Consider the following 23,493-nt stretch of genomic DNA (forward strand, 5'->3'; position numbering starts at 1 on the left):
TTTTTGTATTCCCCCAAATTATGGATAAAAGTGTATTCTTAGAAGAGTTACTAACAAATCAATTACCCACTTTATGGCCAGATCTATTTTCATTTAATTCAAAGTTTAAATGGCTTGAACAAGAAGCGTATATGTTACCGAATGTCAGAACATTTGCTTGAAGAAAAAGAATCTCTAATTAAAAGATTCGATACAGAAATTGAACGAAAAGAAAAAGAAATTGAATCTAACTACAAAAAGTATGAATGCCTACATCGTTTATTAACAGAAAGTGGGGATGAACTTGTAAAATCCGTAAAGTCTTTTCTTGAATGGTTAGGCTTTGAGAAAATAAGAATCATGGATGAAGCAAGTGAAGGATTATTGGAAGAAGATTTACAAGTGGAGACTGAAGATGGATTGCTATTTATAGAAATCAAAGGTATTGGGGGCACATCAACAGACGAACAGTGTAGCCAAATTGAAAAAATAAAAAACAGAAGAAGAAAGGAGAGAAGAAATTTCGACGTTTTTGGCTTATACATTGTCAATCATCAGAGATATCAGCCTCCATTATTATGGAAAAATCCTCCATTTAAAATAGAACAGATACAAGATGCTGAAAATGATGAAAGAGGTTTATTGACAACATGGCAATTATTTAATTTATACTATTCCATAAAAGATGGCTGCATATCAAAAGAAGAAGCGCGAAAAGCTTTATTAAAATATGGATTGATTGAATTTTCACCTCAAACCTGTGTTTCATTAGGCGAACCAGTGAAGATATTGCATAATGGAAAAATTATTCTTTTAGATCTGTCTCCTAAGATGAAAACTAATGACGAGTTAATAATAAAAAGAGCAGATCGATATATAAAAACTCAAATTTTGGAAATCCAAGTTAATGATAAGAACGTTGAGTTTGTAGATTCTGGCCCAGTTGGAATCAAAATTAAAATTCACGTAAAAAAATCAGATGAGTTACTCCTAAAAAGCAACGACTCTTTGGATATATCTTAATTTACTTCTGTTAACCATACATATACTAAAGTTAAATTTTCAATTTTCAATTTTAATTTCTTTCTATCCCATACCTTTTAATATTCCAAATACCGTAACTATGAAAACTTACGCATGCTAATCATCTTCAGGTGACGTTATCAATGTACTCTGATCGAATCAATGCACTACCCCCATATCTTTTTGCTACTATAGACGAAGCGAGGGACGAACTGATTGCCAGGGGAGTCGATGTTATCGACCTTGGCGTAGGGGACCCTGACCTGCCGACGCACCCGCACATTGTAGAGGCTATGCGAGAAGCTGTCTGCGACCCAAAAACGCATGATTATCCATCTTATGCCGGAATGCCGGAATTCAGGAAAGCGGCGGCGGACTGGTGTAAGAAATACAAGGGGATTGAGCTTGACCCTGCAACTGAAGTCCTTGCCCTGCTAGGGTCAAAGGAAGCGGTTGCACACATTCCGCTTGCTTTTGTCAATCCTGGAGATGTCGTGCTCTATACTGATCCCGGGTATCCGGTTTACAAAATAGGAACAATGTTTGCGGGTGGAGAACCGTATCCTCTGCCGCTGACTGCCGAAAATAATTTTCTGCCTGACCTGGACTCAATTCCTGAGGATATCCTGAAAAAGGCAAAGTTATTCTTCTTCAATTACCCGAACAACCCCACCGCTGCAACTGCGGACATGCAGTTTTTTGAAAAGGTCGTTGAGTTCTGCAAACAGAATGACATCATTGCAGTGCATGACAATGCCTATTGCCAGATGACATACGATGGGTATGAGTCTCCTTCTTTCCTTGCTGCCGACGGGGCAATGGATATTGGCATGGAACTCTATTCTCATTCCAAGACCTACAACATGACAGGCTGGAGGCTTGGGTTTGCGGTCGGAAATAAAGACCTTATAAAGGGGCTCGGCAAGGTCAAATCCAATGTGGATTCAGGCGTCTTTGATGCTATCCAGATCGCGGGCATTGCAGCCCTCTGTTCATCCCAGGCCTGTGTCGAAGAAACAAATAAAATATATCAGGAGAGACGGGATGCTCTGACAGAAGGGCTCAAAGCCATAGGCCTTAAAGTAAAGCCGCCAAAAGCTACTTTTTATATCTGGGCTCCGGTACCTGAAGGTTTTACCTCAATGAGTTTTGCAAAACTCCTGCTTGAAGAAGCCGGAATCATTGCAACCCCTGGTGTCGGGTTTGGAGAAGCCGGTGAAGGTTATGTCAGGTTTGCCCTCACAAAGCCCGTTGAGAGGATTATAGAAGCTGTCGAGAGAATGAAGAAACTGAAATTCTAACTGACTGGATTTAGAAAAGTTCTGAGCTTTAGAGAAACTATAAGTTTTGGAAAAGCTTTGAACGTCTCAAAACATTCGATATAATATTTGGATTTTAAATATTCGAAGAAAATATTCGGATTTAAAATATTCAAAGAAAATATTCGGATTTAAAATATTCAAAGAAAATATTCGGATTTAAAATATTCAAAGAAAATATTCGGATGTGTAAAAATAATCTGGTCAGGCGCCTTGGATCCCAGGCCAGAAAAATTTTCCGTTTTTATCTAGGTGTATCCTTTTTTGAAAGTCCTGATAGGAGCTTTATTCTTACAGGTCTTATTTTCTGATGTTCCATCTTTATTCGATTGATGTTTTAAAACACCTGAGAACTTTATTGAAACAATGCTGTACTTTATTTTCTTTTACTAAGTTGGGAGCAGCGGATGAATATATATCATTATTTGTCATGTATACCTTTTTACGTATGGAACCCTAGCTCAGTAAAGGTTAACTCCCACATTTATCGTAACCATAACAGTACTTGGGACTGTATATTATTTACAGATAAATAAGTTAACTACCGCGTCAAAAAATAGATCTCAACATAATACAGCGAGTAGTGAGTAAAAAATAAGGGTTGCATGACTTACTCTTTGCCAGGAAATGCCTTACCGTAAAAAGTACACCATAATGAAAGGTATAAAGTACTGAATGATATATCCCGCTGCGGCACTTATACCAAACAGTAGAAGCAATACAACAAACATATTTTTTTTGTCTTTTTCCTCTTTAAGCAGGACTAATAATCCTACACCGCCGCTGGCGCAGAGCCCGGCAATCACTGAGCCATAAGCGATAACACCTTTGAGATACAACATCGTTATTGCGACAGAAGCAGCACAATTTGGAATGAGTCCAAATAACGCTACTAAAAACGGTTGGAAAACACTATGCATTAAAAACATTTTTTCAAAAGTTTCTTCACCCATTTGAGCAATAGCAAAACTTATTGCAAACGAAACACCAAAAATAAATATAAAAATCTTGACGGTATGGATTACAGGATGAAAGATAATCTCTTTTGGATTAAATTCTGTTGATGAAGGACTTGTGCTGTGATCGCAACAAGCTTTTTCGTTCATGATTGTTTCATGGTTATGATATTCGTTATTGTGACCTTCTGCATATGCCTTAATGTGGGCTAAGGTCTTTTTGTTTGATTCCTTAAAAGCGAAATCAACAGCATATCCACCGATTAGAGCGATAATAATTTTTGTTATCATCAAAGGCACAACAATTTTAGCATTTCCCGGTTGAGATAGAATTACCGGAATTGCCTCGTCTGAAGTGGACAAATAAACAGCAAGTAAAGTACCAATAGTGATTAACCTTTGCGTGTATAGAGCCGAAGCGACAACGGATATGCCGCACTGAGGAAAACTACCTGTCACTGCTCCTATAGCAGGACCAAGTACTCCAGCTTTTTGTACCGTTTCTCTGATATTGTTTGAATATTTATATTCAACTAATTCAATTCCAACAAAAATAACAAAAAGTAATGGAATCATTTTTGCGCTATCTGTTAAAGCGTCTAAGAAAATATCGAACAAATAAGCTACTTCCATCTAATGGCCTCTACTTCGATTTAGTTTACCATTTTTTGGGCTTCCTGGGTCTTCACTCCACCAAATTTGGGAAGTAAACCTCAGTAACCTTTCACACGTCATCGATTTTGCCAATAACTTATTCTCTTAGTGACTCCTGGTCTGGAAGTTGCTTCATCGATTCCTCAATACAATATCCAGTATCTAAACCCCATATCTAAATCTAGTATCTAAACCCCATATCTAAATCTAGTATCTAAACCCCATATCTAAATCTAGTATCTAAACCCAGTATCTAAACCGAATAAAGTATAATTTTTGTTGAACTTCCGTGTTTGATATTATCTTTATGCGGCAACTAAGCTGGTTAAGAGAAACTCTTTCTAATGCAATGTTCTTGAGTCACTCTTTAATATATAATTACAATTTTATAAATGTATGCAATTTATGTGAAAATAAAGCTCTGTAACAATAAGGTTTATCCGCTATAAAAAAACATTATCGATTGGGGGAATTTTATGGAAACAATGGACGCAATTTTAACCCGAAGAAGTATCCGAAAGTATTTGCCAGACCCGGTAAAACGGGATGTGATTGAGAATGTTTTAAAAGCCGGAATGAATGCACCATCCGCAGGAGATGAACAGCCCTGGCATTTCATTGCAATTGATCAACATGACCTGCTTGAGAAAATCTCAGAGGTACATCCATATGCAAAGATGCTTAAGGGTACTCCAGCTGCAGTGCTTGTCTGCGTGGATCAGCACGCTCCAAAATTTAACGATTTCTGGATTCAAGACTGTTCGGCTGCAAGTCAAAATATGCTGCTTGCCGCCCACGATTTAGGGCTTGGTGCTGTCTGGATTGGGGTTTATCCTGTTGAAACGATGATTCAGGAACTAAGGAATTTGTTAAATATTCCGGCGCATGTAGCTCCGTTTTCGATTATTGCTATGGGTTATCCGGCAGAGGAAAAATCAGGCAGGATGAGGTATGATACTTCCAGAATCCATAGTAATTCCTGGTAAAATTTCTCGAACCCGAGTCCGAGTCCAGAATAATGCCTTATTTCAATCAGGCAGCCTTCTACATAAGTTCCCGGAGGAAGGTGTGTTACTGAGAAGTATGATTTATACTGTTATTATTTTCACTGAAGCTTTCCTTTACTTTTTATTATTTATAGTTAAACTTTTTAATATTTGTCTCAGATATTCTTTTGGAAATGTTGTCCAATTAAAGAGCAACTAAGTGTAAACTCAAGCAGTGATGTAAATTAAGTGCAAACTCAGGCAGTAATGTAAATTAAATTAAAAGTAAGCAGTAATCTAAATTAAATGCAAAATTGAGCAATAGTGCACAGAGGGCTGGTTTATGGAAAAGAAGCTGACATTAAGTCTTATTTTACTTATAATTATTTTTGCTGCACTGCCTTACTCAGCAGGAGCTGCCAATGAAAATTTTCTTAAATATACGAGTTCAGGAAATGCTTTTGGAGCTGGTGAAGTTCTTCAGATCGACCAGGACATTCAGGGAGACCTGGTGCTTGCTGGGTCCCAAATTGAAGTAAATGGAAACACAGGAGGTAATTTCCTGGGTGCCGGCGGGGAGATAATTGTTAATGGAAACATTTCAGGAAACATTATCGCGGCCGGAGGCTCCATAAGGGTAAATGGAAATGTAGGTGGAGATGTGGCAGCGATAGGCGGCCAGATTGTTCTTTCTCGAGACAGCGTGGTTAAAGGTGATATTCTGCTTGGCGGAGGGGAAGTAACACTCAACGGAATAGTTGACGGAAATGGAGATATCTCGACAGGTACTCTCAAAACCGGAGATGACTTCGAGCTTAAAGGAAACCTTGCACTCCAAGCCAATAATTATCCACCCAATCTGAACGATAAAGTTGGCGGAAACCTGAATATTACGCAGGTAAATGCAAAAGAAGAACAGCATGAAGGTGTTTTTGAAGGGTTTAGCATTTTCTTCTTCATCCTGAGACTGCTCGCGTCTCTGGCTCTGGGCCTGGTTCTGATCTATCTTTTCCCGGGGTTCGTAGGTGGGGTTGCGGAACTCGTAAAAGATTCACCTCTTAAGGCAGGATTACTGGGTTTTCTGACTCTAATTTTCCTTCCAGTGCTCTCAATAATCTTGCTTATTACTTTCTTTGGATGGAGTCTTTCGATTCTTATTATCCTGCTTCTGATACTTGCACTTCTTATCGCGACAGTGCCTGTGAAACTGCTTGCAGGCGAGATAATCTATAATAAAATATTAAAAAAGGAAGCGGGAAAACTAATGTACTATCTTGTCGGGGCAGTCCTGTTTGCAATTGTATACGAAATTCCTTTCCTGGGAGGGCTTATACGTTTTATTGCCCTCATTATTGGGTTAGGAGCAATAGTAGTCTGGCTTGCAACTCGCGCCAGACCAACTGGTTAAGCGGGTGAATTTTCTAAGAGGGAAAATTTCAATTTTTTTCATTCAGGTAGCTTCAGACAGATTTTCAAAAAACCTGATAAAACCAGAAAATTTGGAGAAAACAGGGAAATTTGGAGAATTCAGACAAAGACAGCGATATCCTGTTTGATTACCATATTAAATCCGTTGTTGACGGAACTTGTGAACTGGAAAGTGGGAACGAATATCCTTAATTAACGGCCAAGAACGTCTAAAAGAGCGGAGAGCTCCAAAAAGATATTATGAGTGAAATTATGAGTGAAATTTATAGCTTCCGTTATATCCATCACAACATCAAATAATTATATAACTATAAATTTCTGTAGTGATGTTATACTGGATTTTTATCACTAAATTTTGAAACTGAGTCTAATGAAGGCGAATAAAATTTATTTTTTGCTTATAGATAAGTGATAGAATGGAGAAAAGACATTTTTATATTTCAAATAATAAAATTCGTATTCCTGCCGTTCTGTGGGGAAAGCAGAGTGAAAAGCTGTTGATTGAAGTTCATGGCAATCTTTCTAATAAAGAGGACACCGTAATTTCCATGATGGCACAAAAAGCCGTTGAAAAAGGTTACCAGGCGTTAAGCTTTGACCTGCCTATGCATGGTGAACGTGTAGATGAGGAATATGCCTGTATTCCCAAAAATTGCGTAAGTGATTTGGCCGCTGTTTATGAATATGCAAAGTCACTTGCACCTGACATTTATTTGTTTGCGTGCAGCATGGGAGCTTATTTCAGTCTGCTTGCCTATCATGACATTAACATAAAGCAAAGTTTTTTTCTCTCGCCCGTCGTCAATATGGAACGCATCATACACAATATGATGGAAGGTTTCCAGGTAAGTGAAGAAAGACTAAAAGCAGAGCATGAAATCCGATTGCCGATTGGACAAACACTGGAATGGAACTATTATTGCTACGTGAAAGAAAACCCAATTTGTTTTGAATGGAAAGTACCTACTGCCATTTTGTATGGTTCTGACGATAATCTCTCTGAATGGGATGAGATCTCAGCATTTGCAGAGAGGTATCAATCAACAGTTAAAGTCCTGGAACATGGAGAACATTACTTCCATACGGAAGAGCAATTAAAGGTTTTTGATAGATGGGCAGATGAAAATCTGCTGTAAAACTTGATGTTATACTGCAAACAGAGAAGTATGCAGTATTTATTATTTTACTCACGTGGTGATCGAATAATTCAGGTTTCACAGATTGAGAAATAACGAAAAGTAATAAATGCTGATGATCAATATATCTGTCCAGAGGATTTGATATGATGTCTCACCTTATCATTGATCAGGATCGCTGCACAGGATGCGGCCTTTGTGTAAAGATGTGCTCCTCAGGTATTATTGCTCTGGATGATAAGTCAAATTTTCCTCAGGTGCAGGAAGAAAACGTTTCCCACTGTCTCTATTGCGGGCACTGCGAGGCATTTTGCCCATCTCAGGCACTCACCCTGAATTTCCTACCTGATGAAAAAGTTTCCCTGCCTGCCGGTGCTGGCAATATCTCTCAGGAGGATATAGCTTTCTATCTCAAAAAACGCAGGTCTATCCGGCATTTTACCAGGGAACCCGTACCAAAGGAGAAAATCCTTGAAGTCCTCGATATTGCCCGTTATGCAGCATCTGGAGGTAACGGTCAGCCGGTGCAGTGGCTGATAATCCATGATCCTGAAGAAGTAAAGAAGATTGCCGGGCTAACTATCGAATGGATGAAAAACCTGCTGAACACCGACCACCCTATGAGCGGGTTTGTGCCGATGCTTATTTCTGCATGGGAACAGGGAATTGATGTCATCTGTCGGGGCGCTCCACACCTGCTTTTCGCCCACATCCCAGAGGACAACCCTATTGCGCCTACTGATGCCATCATCGCCCTCACCCATTTCGATATCGCTGCACCGGCATTCGGGATCGGGACATGCTGGGCAGGATTCGTTGCGGCTGCTGCCATGTCCTATGCACCTCTCCAGAAGGAACTGGGCTTTCCAGAAGGAAGGAAATGTGCCTACGCAATGATGTTTGGCAATCCGGAGTACAAGGTTTATGGAATCCCACGCAGGAAGCCTCTTGAGGTTATGTGGAAGTAAGGTTGAAGTTTTGAAAAGCGACAAACCACTATGATAAGAATTGCCGTTCTCCTGGGAAGCCCTTGAATGAACGGCAGCACCACTATTTTGCAGGGATCACAGCTCGGGCCAAAACCTGGCTCGACTAACTCTTTCCATATACAGGCATGGACCTGAGTCCAGAAATGCCGGAAATTAAACACCTGCTTTATTAGCGTCCATCAAACCTGATAATAAATCCGGTCTTAGATTTACACTCAAATCCAGCATTTTCATAAAACGGTATAGCTTCTTTTCTTCCTGTAAGGAGCATAATTTTATAACAGCCTTTTTCTCTGGCTATTTCCTGTGCCTTTTTTAAAAGTCTTGTTCCAATTCCCCTTTTTCTATAATCTGGATGCGTCACAACACTCTCGATAATGGCATAAGGACTTGCGCTCCTTGTCAGGTTCTTGATAATAATCATTACGCAGGTGGATACCAGTTTTCCATCTACTTCAACCACAAGGTAGTGCTGACTCGGATCTTCCAATATTTCCTGCCATAGCTTTTTGAGCTCAGCATCCTCTACAAGATCTGGATCGTCCTTGTTCAGGTACTTATAGAGATCCAGCAGTTCTCTCAATTCATGTTTTTGAATATAGCGAATAATTTCATTCATAGTCAGTCCTTTTCCTCAGTTCCTTTTCCTTAGTCCCTTTTCCTTAAATACTCAGGAGCCTGCGGAATTTTATGCATCATACCATAAGATCTGCCTGACGGGTAGTACTCGGCACCGAGCTGAATTTTTCCTGCCGTTTTTTCGTCTGTCATATATTCTATAAATGCAAATGCAAGATCAATGCCAGCAGAAATGCCTGCCGAGGTCCAGATGTTTCCGTCTCTAACAATTCGATCCTCCACTACCTCCACGTCACCCAGGTCTCGTAGTTTCTGGAGTGAAGCCCAGTGGGTAGTAGCTCGCCTGTTTGAGAGTAGGCCAGCACGGTGAAGGATGAATGTGCCGGTACAGACCGATAGTACAGCTTTGCAATGTCTGGCTTGCTCGGCAACGAATTTAATTAGGGATGGGTTATCAACTTCTCTCTGTGTACCTTCCCCGCCCGGCACAAGGAGAAAATCAAGTGGAGGGCAATCTGCAAAGGTGACATGAGGATTTATGGACATTCCTTTGCTACAGATCACGGGAGCGGGATTTTCGGCAACCATGAAGCATTTCTCAGGTCCCTGGGCAAATTTGCTCCAGAGTGATATTATTTCCCAGGGGCCAACAAGGTCCAGTTCTTCCAGCCCTGGGAAAATCAAAAATCCGAAATTCATGTTAGAAAGGTTGGGGATGTTTTGTAAATAATTTTCTATGGCATAACTAAAAATAGATTTTCATACTTTTTTGAAGATATCGTATTTAGCTGTCAGCAATTGATTCCATAACTTGATTCCTAAGAAGAGTCCAATAAGTATTTCATTATAATCCCAAAAAGTATTTTATGTTAGTGGAAACAATTACAACTGTCTTTCCGCAGATGTCATCTTAAAATGAATAATTTTCTTGCTATCGTTTTGGTGTACTGGCCTGTTATTATGGGGTTCTGTTGCTTATTACGCTCCTGAATTTCTATTAAACTAATTTCATTCAAAAGTTTGTTTTGTTATCCTACCCTGCAATACCAATTTTACTTTTTTTATGAATAAGGAGCAGGAAAGTCTGGATCTAATAGGGCCAGTATGAAAAATTTGATAAAAAAGAGCTTATCGAACACGCGGATCCTGCTGCATTATCCCGAATATGTTTCTCTCGGTATCGAGGCAGTATGCGTACCAGCCTACTCCACTAATGGGCTTTTTTTCCATAGTAATTTTTCCACCATGCTTTTGTATTCTGATAAGGTATTCATCGATATCCTGGACGCCTATTGTGCAGATATAGGTACTTATCGGCGTATCTGCCTTTGGTTCCATTCCCTGCCTTTTCATCAGGCCACCATCGATTCCGGTCTCGTCTTCCTTGCCGGTGGTTATATTCCAGTATTCCATCGAACCTTCCGATCTCTCTATTTTCCAGCCAAACACATCTTGATAGAATTTCTTAGCTCTTGCAATGTTTCCTGCGTATATCTCAAAATGAATTACTCTTGGCGTGAGAATTACCCCCTGTCTTATTAGATAATTTGGACGATATTCATATATTAATTTAGGTTTTATTTTAAACACTTAGTTTTCTGATCCAGAACGACATATATAAGTCAGGAAACTATTAGAGGATACTCAGGAAACTATTAGGGGATTCTCAGAAAATTCTTAGGAGATACTCAGGAGATTCTTAGGTAATTAGAAGATTCAGACTGGCTTTTTCGCTTTGTCGCTCTTTCCTTTATTCTAAGAGCTGATCCCAAAACTCAAAATTGCTTCTCTGAATCCTGTATTCCGAACAATCAATCAAGTTTCTGATCATGAAAACAGTCCTGAAAATTCTTGATGATTAAGAACGAAATGGCTTTTGGGATAGGCTCTAACACTTAACTTTTCTACCAGACTGGTTAAGATTCTGGCTTTTGAGCAGCTTTTGGGCAAAGAATTAAAGAGAAATGTTAATCCTTCTTTTTAGCTAAAAATTGTGCAACATATTCAGTGAAAAGTTCCATATCTCCAATGTCATTTTGCAGATTTTCGTAAAGCCGATCCAGCTCTATTTTCGCATACTTCAGCTCTACTTTCGCATACAATGTACAAACACATTTAATGAGATAAATATTGAGGCAGGAATTATCCAATTGTAGAAATCAAAATGGTTTTGATACCACCCGGAAAGATTACTATTTCATCTTATCGACGAAATAGTTTTGGAAATATCTTGAAAACATAAAAGGAAACCCACGAACGATGTTGTTGGATTCTCTCCTGAATAATAAATAAATATAAATATAATAAGGTAGCAGGCTTGTTGCAATTAAAGCTTATTACATTAAATCTGATTTATGGCATTATGAATGATAAGAATAAAAATGATAAGAAATGAAAATAAAGTATTTTTTAATAAATTAACTTCAGAATCAGTAGAACTTGGCATACTTCTTGCAATTGTAGGGGGATTTCTTGATGCTTACACATTCGTTGGAAGAGGTGGAGTTTTCGCCAATGCCCAGACCGGAAATGTCGTGCTTATGGGCATAGAAGCTGCAACAGGAGAATGGGGGCAGGTAGTGCTTCATGCGGTTCCTATTCTGGCATTTATGGTCGGAGTGGTAGTTGCCGAGATGATTAAAAAGCTTTCAATGCGCATGTTTATAGCGGATTTTGAAAGAGCAGTTTTAATTCTTGAAACTGTAGTACTTTTTATTGTAGGCTTTATACCGTATACAAGCCCGAATATCATTGTAACGGTTGCTGTTTCATTTGTCTCTTCAGTTCAGATATCTTCATTTCGCAAACTCGTTGGTTCTACATATAGCACAACAATGGTTACGGGAAATTTACGTTCAGCTACACAAGAAGCTTATATTGCTTTCACAAAAAAAGATGAGGAATCGGCTCGCAGAACCATTCGATACTCTGCAATTAACCTTTCGTTTCTAGCAGGAGCTATTTTGGGAGGGTTGCTTACATCAGTTATTGGAGTTAAAGCCGTATGGGTAGCTGTTGTCGTGCTGATATGTTCTATAATTTTGTTCAATAACGAATGTAAGAGTATGGATGATGTTATTGAAATATAAAAAACTCAATGGGTTAACATTAGATTGGTGAACCACTGAAAACAAATCAGGAAATTCATAACAATTAGAGCGGTAACAGTCTAAGTAGTAACAGTTAGAGCATTAACGGTCTAAGTAATAACAATTAGAGCATTAACAGTCTAAGTAATAACAGTTAGAGCATTAACAGTCTAAGTAATAACAGTTAGAGCATTAACAGTCTAAGTAGTAACAACCTAAGTAATAACAGTCTAAGTAATAATAGTCTAAGTAATAACAGTTAGAGCATTAACAGTCTAAGTAATAACAATTAGAGTATTAACAGTCTAAGTAGTAAATCACTAACAAAAGTCCGTTTACTCTGGGCAAAGATTATTGAATTCTTGGCAAAAGTCGGGAAATTACTGACAAAAAAGTTTTTGCGCAATCTATATCAGCTTTCAATGCAGGGAAGGTAAGCAATGGCAAGAGATAGAAGAGATTATTATTATCACCAGGCAAAAGAAGAAGGGTACCGTTCCAGAGCTTCCTTCAAGCTCAAGCAGATTAACGAAAGACACCATGTTATCAATCGGGGAGATTCGGTTGTTGATCTGGGTGCAGCCCCAGGCGGATGGCTCCAGGTTGCAAAGGAACTGTCTGGAGGTAAGGTTCTTGGTGTGGATCTTCAGAGAATTGTGCCTATTGAAGGCGTCGAGACCATTCAGGGCAATATAAACGCAGATTCAACCATACAGAAAATTATTAAGAACGTAGGGGCAAAAGGAGCTGATGTGGTACTTTGTGACGCAGCCCCTAACCTGTCAGGAAACTGGTCTTATGACCATGCAAGGTCAATCGAGCTTGCAACTTCAGCTCTGGAATGTGCAAAAAAAATTCTCAAGCCCAAAGGGAATTTCGTTGTGAAGGTTTTCCAGGGAGACATGTTTAATGATTACATGCAGAAAGTAAGGGATAACTTTGTCCGAACAATGGCTTATTCTCCGAAAGCATCGCGTTCCCAGAGTGCTGAAATCTACGTTATCGGAAAGAAGTTCCTTACAGCTCCACTCCGCAAAGGCGACAAATTCGTTGTGGACATCGAAAAGCTAGGCTCGAGTGGGGATGGGGCTGTGCTCATCGAAGGATTTGTTGTCTTCGTAAAGGAAGTTGAGATCGGAGAAAAAGTCAGGATCAAAATAACGGATGTCAAGCCCAACTTCGCTTTTGCCGATGTCGCAGAAAGGCTTGGAAAAACTGAAAAGCCTGAGTAATTAGACACATCAGTTAACACAAACTAGAATAACACAAACTAGAATAACACAAACTAGAATAACACAAACTAGAATAACACAAACTAGAATAACACAAACTAGAATAACACAAACTAGAATAACACAAACTAGAATAACACAAACTAGAATAACACAAACTAGAATATCCAGCAAGAAACTATATACTTAAATAATTAAATATATATTTTAACTATTAACTATATTGGTTAATTGAATACGCAGTTGGTAAAATTAATAAGAGTCTACCCCGATTTTAAAAACCACTTTCAAAACACGGTGATCCGGTTGATTGACCTTCACACTCACACGATTTTCAGTGATGGGGAACTGATCCCCAGCGAACTTGTCCGGCGGGCGGTTATTCACGGCTATAAGGCTATTGCACTTACCGACCATGCCGATTACACCAATCTCGAACAGCTTATCGAAGCAGGACATAAAGCAAAATACCTTGAAAGTGAATGGGATATCCGCGTTCTAGCCGGGGTTGAACTGACACATGTGCCGCCACGGAAAATAGCCCCACTTGCAAAGAAAGCAAAAGAGCTGGGTGCAGAAATTGTGGTCGTGCACGGGGAGACCACCTCCGAGCCAGTCGCCCCCGGAACAAATGCAGCATCTGTTGTTTGTGAGTATGTGGACATCCTGGCCCACCCGGGCCTGATCTCTGAGGAAGATGTCGAGAGGGCTAAAGAGAACAATGTCTGCCTTGAAATTACAGCCAGGAACGGGCACAACCGGACAAACGGCCATGTCGCCCGGCTTGCTCTTGAAATTGGTGCAACGCTTCTGGTAAATACCGACACACATGCCCCTGAAGACCTTATCACCGATGAAACTGCCATGAAAATCGCCATGGGAGCTGGGCTTACCGAGGCAAAGGCAAGAGAAGTGTTAAAAGCATCTGCAAAAACGATAGCAGATATTGTTTAAACTGTAATTTCATACTCTTTTTCTATTTCTTCCCGTGCTTTTTCTCAATTATTCCATTTTGAATTTATTTCTAGTTCGTTTTCGTTTTTCTTTCAGTTTATCCCTTTTTTTTACTATTTCTTTGTTTCCTCAGCTTATTTATTACTACGGGAGCGCAGAGGGTTCACTTCATCCCCATTCTTTAGATTGGGGATGAAGTGAACCCTCGTCTCTTTTTGTTTTCTTTTTTAAACCTCTGTACCGTTGCTTCTTTGCAAAGTAGGTTTCTTAGTCTCATGGTTACATAAATTGGTAATGAAACTCTGCATCAAGGAAGTCTTATAAATGGATACTTAACTATTTTCCGGAAACCGGGCGGCCCGAAGATACCCCATCCTTTTTATGGTGGGGTGGCCGCACGCAATTTGATTTTTTATTCTATTAAATAAGAAACATAATTACCAAATCCGCGCTAGATATTCTAAATAAGATATAAATTGAACAGAAAAATATTAAATAAATAGATGAATATTGGCAAATATAAAAAGGTTTTTTAGTGTTTGTGGCATTTTCTTTTCGAAAAGTAAATGCTATCTGAAATATTTAGCGTACTTTATAGTTAAACTCTCGATCTGCTATTTAGCTGAATTTCCAATATTCTTTATAGGAGGTTTCACCTCAAAGAATCTAACTGTTTATATTATGTAAAATATTAGATTTGGATTTGCAGTAAACTTCCAAAACTCCCAAAATTGGATTACTGATATTGAAAATTCAGGACTTATAGATACAACTCTTTGAGATTGAGAGTTAAAGTTCGAGAATATCTGAGGTACTATAATGAAAAAAGTAAGTTTTTTAGTGATCGGCTTGCTACTTATGTCAATAGTAGCTATGTCAGGATGTGCTGATAATAAGACATCTGACAATACTGCTCCTGCAGAAGAGAATGCAGGCAATATGTCAGCTAATAATACTATGCCTCCAGGAGGAGAAAACCAAGGTCAGATGCCACCTGACAACGCTACTATGCCCCCAGAAGGAGCTCCAGGTAACATGTCAGGTAATGGTTCCATGTATCATGGAGACGCTCCAGGTAACATGTCAGGTAACATGTCAGGTAACGGTTCCATGTATCATGGAGATGCTCCAGGTAACATGTCAATGCCCCCTGAAGGAGCTCCTCAGGCAGGAAATGCAGATAACATGTCATAATTTGACTAGTTGAAACATGGCTTTCAACTGGTTAAACAAGGCTAAAAGGTAGTTGATTAAATAACAGGTTTACTACCTTTACCTTGACTTTTTGATTATGCTTTAAATTTCTCGCATCGGTAGTAAAGGTTTATCCTTAATTGTTAGAGAGAATCAAAAACAATATCTTAGAAGATATTGAAGAGATATTCTATTTTAGGTGTGATTCTTGTCAGAGTAGCTATAAAAATGCCCTAAAAATCTTATCCGTACTGAAACTGTCTGAAAATCACATGGAAGCCAGAATTACCGAAGCAAGGGCCAGAGAAGCGTTAAATGCATCTGCAAAAATAACAGAGATTGTTTAAATTATGGTTTTTAGCTTTATATTTTTCTCTCTATATCAAGAAAAATATTTTTTCTTTATAATATATAGCCCCAGGGATATGATGCCACTCACTACTGCAATAATAATACCAGCAACTATTGGATGTTCCAATACAGATTTTTTGGAACTTAGATCTTGACCTATTAGTGTGAAAGAAGAGGATGTACTTGGTCTAAACTGATTATTGCCTTTATATCTTGCTATTATCGAATGTGAGCCATTTGAAAGCAATGAAGTATCCAAAATTGCTTGTCCATCACTTAAAGTTTCAGTTCCTATGGATGTGGCCCCTTCCATGAAGGTGACTGTGCCTGAAGGTTTTTCTGTTACTTGAGACGTTGCACTAACTGTAGCAGTAAGTGTTCTTGATTCCCCAACAAGAAATCGATTGGGTGAAGAAGTTAAAGTAGTCATTGTTTCCACTCTGGATCCTGGAACAGAACCTATAAACTGACCTAAACCAGAAGGAAGAATTCCTACAGAAATTGGCTGGCCCATAACTGTTTTGGTTTCAGTGTCAATTACAGAAACAGTGCCTCCAAGATCATCAGTGGTGCCGGAATTTGTCACATATATCTTTGTTCCATTTTTGTTGACTGCAACTCCACAAGGATTTTTTCCTACAGTTATATTTGTAACATCTTTTGTGGTTGTGTTAATCACAGAGACTGTGCCCATGGGAGTGTTATGGTTTGCCACATATACCCATTTTTCATCTGGTGTGACTGCAATTCCATGAGGATCTTTTCCTGCAGTTAAATTGTCTGTAACTTCATTGGTTATTGTGTTAATTACAGAAACATTGCTACTCTCCATGTTCGTGACATATACTTTTGTTCCATTCTTGTTGACCGCAACTCCATAGGGTTTGACTCCTACGTTTACCGTCTTTGTAACATTGTTCGTTACTGTGTTAATCACAGAGATAGTATTGCTGCCGGTGTTAGCCACATATATCCTTGATCCGTCCGGGGTGATTGCAATTCCGCAAGGGTCGGTTCCTACAGGTATATCAGAAGCTTTGTTGGTTATTAGGTCAACTGCACGGACTTTTCCATTCAATAATTTTGCCACATATACTTTTTGTTCATACGGATAGATTGCAACTCCAGCAGGTTTGCCTGGTTTGCCTTCTTCTACATTCATCGATGTAACCTCTTCGGTGGCCGTATCAATTATGGAAACAGTACGTCCGGGAATGTCGTCATTACCAAAGTTAGTCACATATACCTTTGTTCCATCAAGGCTAATTGCAACACCCACAGGAACATTTCCCACAGGCACCGTGGAGATAACAGCGTCAGTTGTTGTGTTAATCACAGAAACAGTATTGCTTTTTTCATTAGGCACATATGCATATTCAGCGGACAAGTCGCTATGCGCAGTAGCCACCAACTCTATAGATGAAATAATAATTAAAAGTAAGAGAAAAGCTGTTGAAGTTAAAAACAGTGAGTATGATTTGTCCCCCTTTCTCATTTATGTTACATCCTTAAAATATAATATATATAAATTAGATTTCGCAAATAAGTTTGAGATGTTTTGAATTTGAATTTATAAAATTCTTAGATTTAAGGAGATCTTTTAGGGATAATGTTCAATTTTAGTTATGTTTTAGACAACTAGTGATTTTATTTTATTGATTTTTCTTTTAAATTGCTTAAATCGGAGTAATTTGTAACATCAAAATAATATACTTAGTAATATATAATACTGAGCAATATAATATTTAATAACAGGAACATTAAGTAAAGATAAAACGTACTGAGCCTGCTAAAAATACCAATTTGACTACACTTACTACCTCTTTATTATTTCATTTGCAAGACTATCAGATCCAGCAGAGCATCTAGATCAGAAAGGCTTTTGCCTTTAAACCAGAAGAGACCCAAATTCGTTTACTCCTTGCTACAATTTCTTCATAAACGAATTTATGGAACCTGATTCTGTGAGATTCTTCACTCAGGTTCTCTGTATAATGTAATGGTTTTCGGGATTGTAGCTTTTAACGAAGTCTTTGAAACAGAATATTTCATCGGTATCAAAAATGACTTTTCTTTGTGTACTCTTTGGCCTGAAGTAATACAATATCTACTAAAAATTTAAAGGTAAAATGAGTTGTAGAGAAAAATTAAGGGGATTTGAGAATCTCCTGCTTTGCGGACAAGCATATAAGTCCTATACTATAAAATCATAATAATATAAAAACCAGGATTTCATTTTTCGAGGTGTATTAGCATGAGCGTTTATGTAATGCACTTTAATGAAGTCGATAGGACAAACTTGCCCGAAGTCGGGGGAAAAGGTGCTAATCTGGGAGAAATGGTCAAAGCAGGATTTCCTGTTCCGCCTGGATTTTGCATTACAACGTCGGCTTACTGTGATTTTATTGCAGCAAGCAATGAGATAAACAAATTTTTTGATTTGCTGGATCAGTTGAAACTGGGTCAACCGGGCGAAATTAGCAAGCTGGGAAAACTGATCAGGGACCATTTATTAACCATCCCCATATCCCAAACAATAAAATTTTCTATCCTTGATGCATGGAAAATAGTAGGAGAAGAAAAAGCTTATGCCGTTCGGTCCAGCGCTACAGCCGAAGATTTGCCAACTGCCTCTTTTGCCGGCCAGCAGGAGACCTATTTGAACGTAAAGGGAATGGATCAACTCCTTCAGGCTGTGCGGAAATGCTGGAGTTCTTTATTTACTGACAGGGCAATTATCTACCGAATTAAAAACGGATTTGACCACCGTTCAGTCTATTTATCTATAGTGGTTCAGCAAATGATATTTCCGGAGGTTTCCGGGCTTATGTTTACCGTAGACCCTGTCACCGGGCACAGGAATACTATTTCCATTGATGCCAGCTTTGGGTTGGGTGAAGCTCTTGTCTCAGGAATTGTTTCAGCCGACTCTTATCAGGTCCGCGAGAACCAGATTGTTAAAAAGCAAATCGCAGAAAAGAAGAAAGCTGTTTATCCGGTCACAGAAGGAGGAACAGTAACCAGAGAACTTGCTCCTGAACTCCAAAAAAAGCAGGTCCTCTCTGATGATAAAATTCTGGAACTAGCCCAACTTGGTCAAAGGATAGAAAAACACTACTGCTCAGAGCAAGACATTGAGTGGTGTCTGGCAGGGAACAGGTTCTATATCTTACAGAGCCGTCCTATAACCACTCTTTATCCTATTCCTAAAGGATATAATGATAAACTTCATGTATTTTTATCTATTGCTCACCTGCAAATGATGACAGATGCCATGAAACCTATGGGGATTTCTGTTTTTTGGGAGATATTTCCCTTTGAAAAAGACTCCGTACCCTTTCCCGATTCAGTGATCGTAGAAGCGGGAGGAAGGCTTTTTTATGACGTTACTCCCCTTTTGTACAGTAAGGCTCTTCGGCGGTATTTTATCTGGAGAATTGCTATTGTAGACGAACTAATGAGAGGTGCCCTGGAAAAAATAGTATCAAGCGAGATATTTCAACAAGAAGCAAAAGCAAACAAAGATACAACTAGACAGGTTTTTAAATTATTCAAACCGATTCTTCCGCTCTATTTAAAGGGTATCCCGATTATTGTTAACAATTTATTTTTCCTCGATCCCTCGGGCATCATTGAACGAGCCACAGTTCCTCCAGAAAAAATAATCGATAAGCATAGGCACTGCATTATGCAGGCCTCAGGGGTAGAGCGAATTAAAAGCGTTCAGGAAAGTATGGGTAAGTTGCTACAGGAACTGATTGGCAGCATGATGTACGTACCGTTACCATTCATTGTCCTGCCCATTGCCAGACGGTTGACCAGATTATGGCTGGATGAGAATCTTGATGTTGATACGCTGAATAAATCCCTGCCTGGTAACGTGACCGTTGAGATGGGATTAATGATTGGGGATCTGGCCGACACCGCGCGAAAATATCCTGAAGTGGTAGATTATCTGGAAAAATCGGAAGACAGCACTTTCTATCATGACACTTTCTATCAGGGTCTCAGTAAAGTAAAGGGTGGAGATATATTCGGGACCGAACTGGACAGGTTCATGGAACTGTATGGCATGCGCTGCCCGGGTGAAATCGATATTTCAAACGTTCGATGGTGGGAAGCCCCTACCCTTCTTGTTCCATCTATTATAAACCATATTAAAATCAATGCTCCGGGCGAGCACCGAAAACGGTTCAGACAGGGCAGAAAAGAAGCGCAGGAAGTCGTACAAAAACTTATGGAAAGTATTAGCAACGCCTCTGCCGGAAGACTCAAATCAAGATTGATGTTCAGGCTTCTTTCCATTTACCGAAATTCTACAGGCTTGCGTGAATTTCCCAAGTATGTTATTGTTCGATTTTTTGATATATATCGCCAGGCTATCCTGATAGAGGCACGAGCTTTACATAAAAGAGGAGTCCTGGAGAAAGAAGAAGATGTATTTTATCTGTATCTCGATGAGTTGGTTGCATTGTTAGAAAATCATTTTAGTGAGGACCTGACGCGGCTTATAGACTCCCGTAAAAAAGCTTGCGAGCAGTACCAGAAAATGACTCCTCCCAGGGTTATGACCAGCGAAGGAGAATTTATTACAGGTGTAAGGAGCGATGTTGAGGCTCCTAAAGGGGCTTTAATCGGGACTCCTGTTTCTGCTGGGGTTGCGGAAGGGTACGTAAAAGTTATCCTCAGACCTGAAGCCGTAAAATTGAATAAAGGGGATATTTTAGTAGCGCCTTTTACTGATCCTGGCTGGACTCCACTGTTTTATTCCGTTGAAGCCCTGGTGGTTGAGATTGGGGGTATGATGACACATGGTTCTGTAATTGCGCGAGAGTATGGTATTCCTGCAGTCGTCGGTATAGAAAATGCAACCAAAATCTTAAAAGACGGCCAGTACGTCCGTGTTGATGGTACCAGGGGTTTTGTACAGATCCTGAAGTGAAAATAATCTTAATCAGGCAAGTTCAAAAAGGGCAGGACAATTCTGTTTTAACTTAAGGTAGGAAGTTTTTCATCTAATTTTGTACTATAAGTTCTTCATCTAATTTTGTACTATAAGTTCTTCATCTAATTTTGTACTATAAGTTCTTCATCTAATTTTGTACTATAAGTTCTTCATCTAATTTTGTACTATAAGTTCTTCATCTAATTTTGTACTATAAGTTCTTCATCTAATTTTGTACTATAAGTTCTTCATCTAATTTTGTACCATAAAGTGCTTTCACTTTTACTGGAAAAATGTATATACTAATGGAGCTAGTAATGGAATAATAATCAAAAAAGAATACTAAGGGGTACAGAGCAAATTATACCGAAAAATAAGCACATTGCTGAAAAATATCTTCTACTGCTCAGGATTTAACTTTAGTGTTAATCTCATGAGTTTTAATCTCATGAATTGTCAAAATTTTTTGTCAAAATTTTTTTGGACCTGAACTCTGGCTGATCGCGGGTACGAGATCTTAGGTACGATATCTTAAGATGTATGCCTTGAACTTTTCATAATTCAACAATTCAATTCACATTAAATATTTTAATTAAAACGTTTATTTATTAGTAGGGAAGCCCTAAATGATCGAACCTATATTTTTAATGGAAATAATTGTTGCCTTGCTCGTTCTATCCATGCTGGCACAGGTCCTTACCCACTATTCTCAGATACCTTTTATAATCTTTCTGTTTATTGAAGGAATAATAGTAGGACCCGAGGTTCTAAACCTATTAAACCCGGCTCTTTACTCTGATGTGCTAAGTGCTATTGTTTCGATCTGCGTGTCTGTGATTGTCTTTGACGGAGGATTCCAGATCGACTGGAAGCACATGAGAGGGGTTAAAAAAAGTGTTATTAAATTAAGTACATTAGGAGTTTTTATCACTTTTATTGGGATAACCATACTGACACATCTTCTTATAAATATCTCTCTCCCGATTGCTGCTCTTTTTGGCGCTCTTGTTACTGCAACTGGTCCTAGTGTTGTTGGTCCAATAATCAGGAACATCGGGATTTGCCATAGGGTTGCCAAAATTCTGGAATTTGAGAGTGTCTTAAACGATGCTGTAAGTGTAATTCTAACTGCACTGGTTTTTGAATGGATTACAGCTGAGATTTCCGGAACTGGTGCAGTACTTTTTATGCTGCAACGAGTTGGGATGGGGTTAATTATAGGGAGCTTATGTGGGTTTATTCTACGCTGGTTTTTTACCAGAGGTATATCCATTAGCAAACAGCCTGCAAGGTTGTTCACTCTCACTTTTATCTTTGCTTGCTATGTATTGTCAGAAACTATAGGCAATGAGTCGGGGATTCTTGCAGTGGCTGTCTTTGGGATTATTATGGGATCTACCGAATTTCCCCAGAAGAAGATGATAGAAGAATTCAATAACAACCTAGCGGTTTTAATGATCTCTCTGATCTTCATCTTGCTTGCTGCAATGCTCAAGTTCTGGTACATCATGGAGATCGGGCTAAAAGGGATTGCCCTTGTCTTGCTTATAGCACTATTTGTCCGTCCTGTAGCTGTATTTATCTCGATGCGGAGTTCAAAAATAAGTACTAAAGAAAAAATGTTCATATCTTTTGTGGGACCAAGGGGAGTAGTTCCTACTTCGATCGCAACTTATTTTGCAATCAAACTGGATGAAATGGGAATTGCAGGAGGCCAAACTATTGTAGGACTGGTCTTCCTGACCGTTATTATTACTGTTTTCCTGACAGGTAGTATGTCAAAAAAAGTAGCTCAGATACTGGAGATAATTCCTATGGAAATTTTGATTATTGGAGGAGGAAAAATAGGCCGTATCCTTGCCGAAAGGTTTGATAACAGAGGAGAAAATGTGTCAGTTATAGACATCTCGGAGGAGGAATGCAACAAATGCAGGGAATTAGGGATCAGGACTGTTCAGGGTAATGCAGCAGATATAAGCGTTCTGAAAAAAGCCGGGATTGAAAATGCCAAATATGTAGTTGTAACTACAAAAAAGGATGATGCGAATCTTCTTTTTTGCCAGATTGCAAAGGCAAAGTTTGGATTTAAGGGAGAACAATTAATTGTTAGGGTAAATTACGTAGAAAATCTTCCGGCATTCTGGGATCTCGGAATTCGGGCGATGAGCACTACAATGACAACTGCTGCGGTCATGGAAAATATGATTGGTGGGAATAACCTGTTTTCTATGTGTGAAATCGGAAACAAAGGGAATATTATGGAAGTCAGGGTTACCAATCCAAAGGTTGTGGGAAAGGCGATAAAGGAAATTAATTTTCCAGAAAAAAGCCTCATGGTTATGATACAACGGGGAAGTGAATCACTTATCGCACATAGCAATTTGATACTTGAATATAACGATATTGCAACGATTATTGCTGAGAAGAGTTCAGGTAAGAGTATTGCTGATATGCTGTTTAGATAAGTTTAAGCGAGATTCGAACATATTATAAAATTGCAAATTAATTCATAAACGAATATGATATTCTTTGAATAACATGCACAAACAATGGAAGCGCTTTCAGATAACAGCATTTTCATGCTAATAAAGTAAGTGTAAATAAACAGGATAACATAGCAGAAGATAGTAAACAGTAGTAAACGAAAAAACACATACCTCCTCAAACTTCTAATTTCTT

Annotated in this window: 18 protein-coding genes; 13 read left to right on the plus strand and 5 right to left on the minus strand. The window is 38.9% G+C overall.

What is annotated here, in order from left to right; genetic code table 11:
• Nucleotides 1-153 precede the first annotated feature (153 nt).
• Together MSBRM_RS06905 and MSBRM_RS06910 are read left to right on the plus strand one after the other, a co-directional pair.
• Nucleotides 154-1,002, plus strand: coding sequence for a hypothetical protein (locus tag MSBRM_RS06905; RefSeq protein WP_054865082.1), 849 nt, complete (start codon nt 154-156; stop codon nt 1,000-1,002).
• Between the two features lie 143 nt (nt 1,003-1,145).
• Nucleotides 1,146-2,303, plus strand: coding sequence for an LL-diaminopimelate aminotransferase (locus tag MSBRM_RS06910; protein WP_048118535.1), 1,158 nt, complete (start codon nt 1,146-1,148; stop codon nt 2,301-2,303).
• Nucleotides 2,304-2,953: 650 nt separating this feature from the next.
• Here the strand turns inward: MSBRM_RS06910 and MSBRM_RS06915 are convergent.
• A complete protein-coding gene (locus MSBRM_RS06915; RefSeq protein ID WP_048155141.1) occupies nt 2,954-3,910 on the minus strand; it encodes a putative manganese transporter in 957 nt (318 codons plus the stop codon).
• Between the two features lie 497 nt (nt 3,911-4,407).
• Between MSBRM_RS06915 and MSBRM_RS06920 the strand changes: the two genes are divergently transcribed.
• The 4 genes from MSBRM_RS06920 to MSBRM_RS06935 all read left to right on the plus strand — a co-directional run bounded on the left by MSBRM_RS06920 (nt 4,408) and on the right by MSBRM_RS06935 (nt 8,449).
• Nucleotides 4,408-4,917 carry a nitroreductase family protein gene (locus tag MSBRM_RS06920; protein ID WP_048118529.1) on the plus strand — a complete coding sequence of 170 codons (510 nt, stop codon included), beginning with the start codon at nt 4,408-4,410 and terminating at the stop codon, nt 4,915-4,917.
• A gap of 343 nt (nt 4,918-5,260) precedes the next feature.
• Nucleotides 5,261-6,325 (plus strand): bactofilin family protein, encoded by a 1,065-nt coding sequence (locus tag MSBRM_RS06925; RefSeq protein ID WP_048118527.1) that lies wholly within the window; start codon nt 5,261-5,263, stop codon nt 6,323-6,325.
• A 436-nt stretch (nt 6,326-6,761) separates the two neighbouring features.
• Nucleotides 6,762-7,481, plus strand: a complete 720-nt coding sequence (locus MSBRM_RS06930; RefSeq protein ID WP_048118525.1) for an alpha/beta hydrolase — start codon at nt 6,762-6,764, stop codon at nt 7,479-7,481.
• A 146-nt stretch (nt 7,482-7,627) separates the two neighbouring features.
• Entirely contained in the window at nt 7,628-8,449 is an 822-nt protein-coding gene (locus MSBRM_RS06935; RefSeq protein ID WP_230669081.1) for a nitroreductase family protein, read from the plus strand.
• Nucleotides 8,450-8,639: 190 nt separating this feature from the next.
• On the opposite strand, the gene MSBRM_RS06940 is transcribed toward MSBRM_RS06935, so the two are convergent.
• The 3 genes from MSBRM_RS06940 to MSBRM_RS06950 form a co-directional block, all read right to left on the minus strand.
• Nucleotides 8,640-9,089 (minus strand): GNAT family N-acetyltransferase, encoded by a 450-nt coding sequence (locus tag MSBRM_RS06940; RefSeq protein WP_048155146.1) that lies wholly within the window; start codon nt 9,087-9,089, stop codon nt 8,640-8,642.
• Nucleotides 9,090-9,118: 29 nt separating this feature from the next.
• Nucleotides 9,119-9,733 carry a DJ-1/PfpI family protein gene (locus MSBRM_RS06945; RefSeq protein WP_230669083.1) on the minus strand — a complete coding sequence of 205 codons (615 nt, stop codon included), beginning with the start codon at nt 9,731-9,733 and terminating at the stop codon, nt 9,119-9,121.
• A 444-nt stretch (nt 9,734-10,177) separates the two neighbouring features.
• A complete protein-coding gene (locus MSBRM_RS06950) occupies nt 10,178-10,639 on the minus strand; it encodes a VOC family protein (protein WP_230669085.1) in 462 nt (153 codons plus the stop codon).
• A gap of 791 nt (nt 10,640-11,430) precedes the next feature.
• Here MSBRM_RS06950 and MSBRM_RS06955 point away from each other — a divergent pair.
• From MSBRM_RS06955 to MSBRM_RS06975, 5 genes are all read left to right on the plus strand, one after another.
• Nucleotides 11,431-12,138 carry a YoaK family protein gene (locus tag MSBRM_RS06955; protein WP_052712959.1) on the plus strand — a complete coding sequence of 236 codons (708 nt, stop codon included), beginning with the start codon at nt 11,431-11,433 and terminating at the stop codon, nt 12,136-12,138.
• A gap of 440 nt (nt 12,139-12,578) precedes the next feature.
• Nucleotides 12,579-13,370, plus strand: coding sequence for a 23S rRNA (uridine(2552)-2'-O)-methyltransferase (locus MSBRM_RS06960; protein ID WP_048118515.1), 792 nt, complete (start codon nt 12,579-12,581; stop codon nt 13,368-13,370).
• 306 nt (nt 13,371-13,676) lie between these two features.
• The gene (locus tag MSBRM_RS06965; RefSeq protein WP_048118513.1) at nt 13,677-14,324 is read left to right on the plus strand and encodes a histidinol phosphate phosphatase domain-containing protein; all 648 of its coding nucleotides are present in this window, start codon (nt 13,677-13,679) and stop codon (nt 14,322-14,324) included.
• An 819-nt stretch (nt 14,325-15,143) separates the two neighbouring features.
• Nucleotides 15,144-15,518, plus strand: a complete 375-nt coding sequence (locus tag MSBRM_RS06970) for a hypothetical protein (protein ID WP_048118511.1) — start codon at nt 15,144-15,146, stop codon at nt 15,516-15,518.
• A gap of 140 nt (nt 15,519-15,658) precedes the next feature.
• Nucleotides 15,659-15,865 (plus strand): hypothetical protein, encoded by a 207-nt coding sequence (locus tag MSBRM_RS06975; protein WP_048118509.1) that lies wholly within the window; start codon nt 15,659-15,661, stop codon nt 15,863-15,865.
• A gap of 35 nt (nt 15,866-15,900) precedes the next feature.
• Here MSBRM_RS06975 and MSBRM_RS18770 read toward each other — a convergent pair whose 3' ends face one another.
• The gene (locus MSBRM_RS18770; RefSeq protein ID WP_158498927.1) at nt 15,901-17,277 is read right to left on the minus strand and encodes an Ig-like domain repeat protein; all 1,377 of its coding nucleotides are present in this window, start codon (nt 17,275-17,277) and stop codon (nt 15,901-15,903) included.
• A gap of 846 nt (nt 17,278-18,123) precedes the next feature.
• On the opposite strand from MSBRM_RS18770, the gene MSBRM_RS06985 reads away from it, so the two are divergent.
• Together MSBRM_RS06985 and MSBRM_RS06990 are read left to right on the plus strand one after the other, a co-directional pair.
• Nucleotides 18,124-20,811 carry a phosphoenolpyruvate synthase gene (locus MSBRM_RS06985; RefSeq protein WP_048118507.1) on the plus strand — a complete coding sequence of 896 codons (2,688 nt, stop codon included), beginning with the start codon at nt 18,124-18,126 and terminating at the stop codon, nt 20,809-20,811.
• 629 nt (nt 20,812-21,440) lie between these two features.
• Nucleotides 21,441-23,279 carry a cation:proton antiporter domain-containing protein gene (locus MSBRM_RS06990; protein ID WP_048118505.1) on the plus strand — a complete coding sequence of 613 codons (1,839 nt, stop codon included), beginning with the start codon at nt 21,441-21,443 and terminating at the stop codon, nt 23,277-23,279.
• Nucleotides 23,280-23,493 lie beyond the last annotated feature (214 nt).

Source organism: Methanosarcina barkeri MS, assembly GCF_000970025.1.
Classification (GTDB): Archaea; Halobacteriota; Methanosarcinia; order Methanosarcinales; family Methanosarcinaceae; genus Methanosarcina; species Methanosarcina barkeri.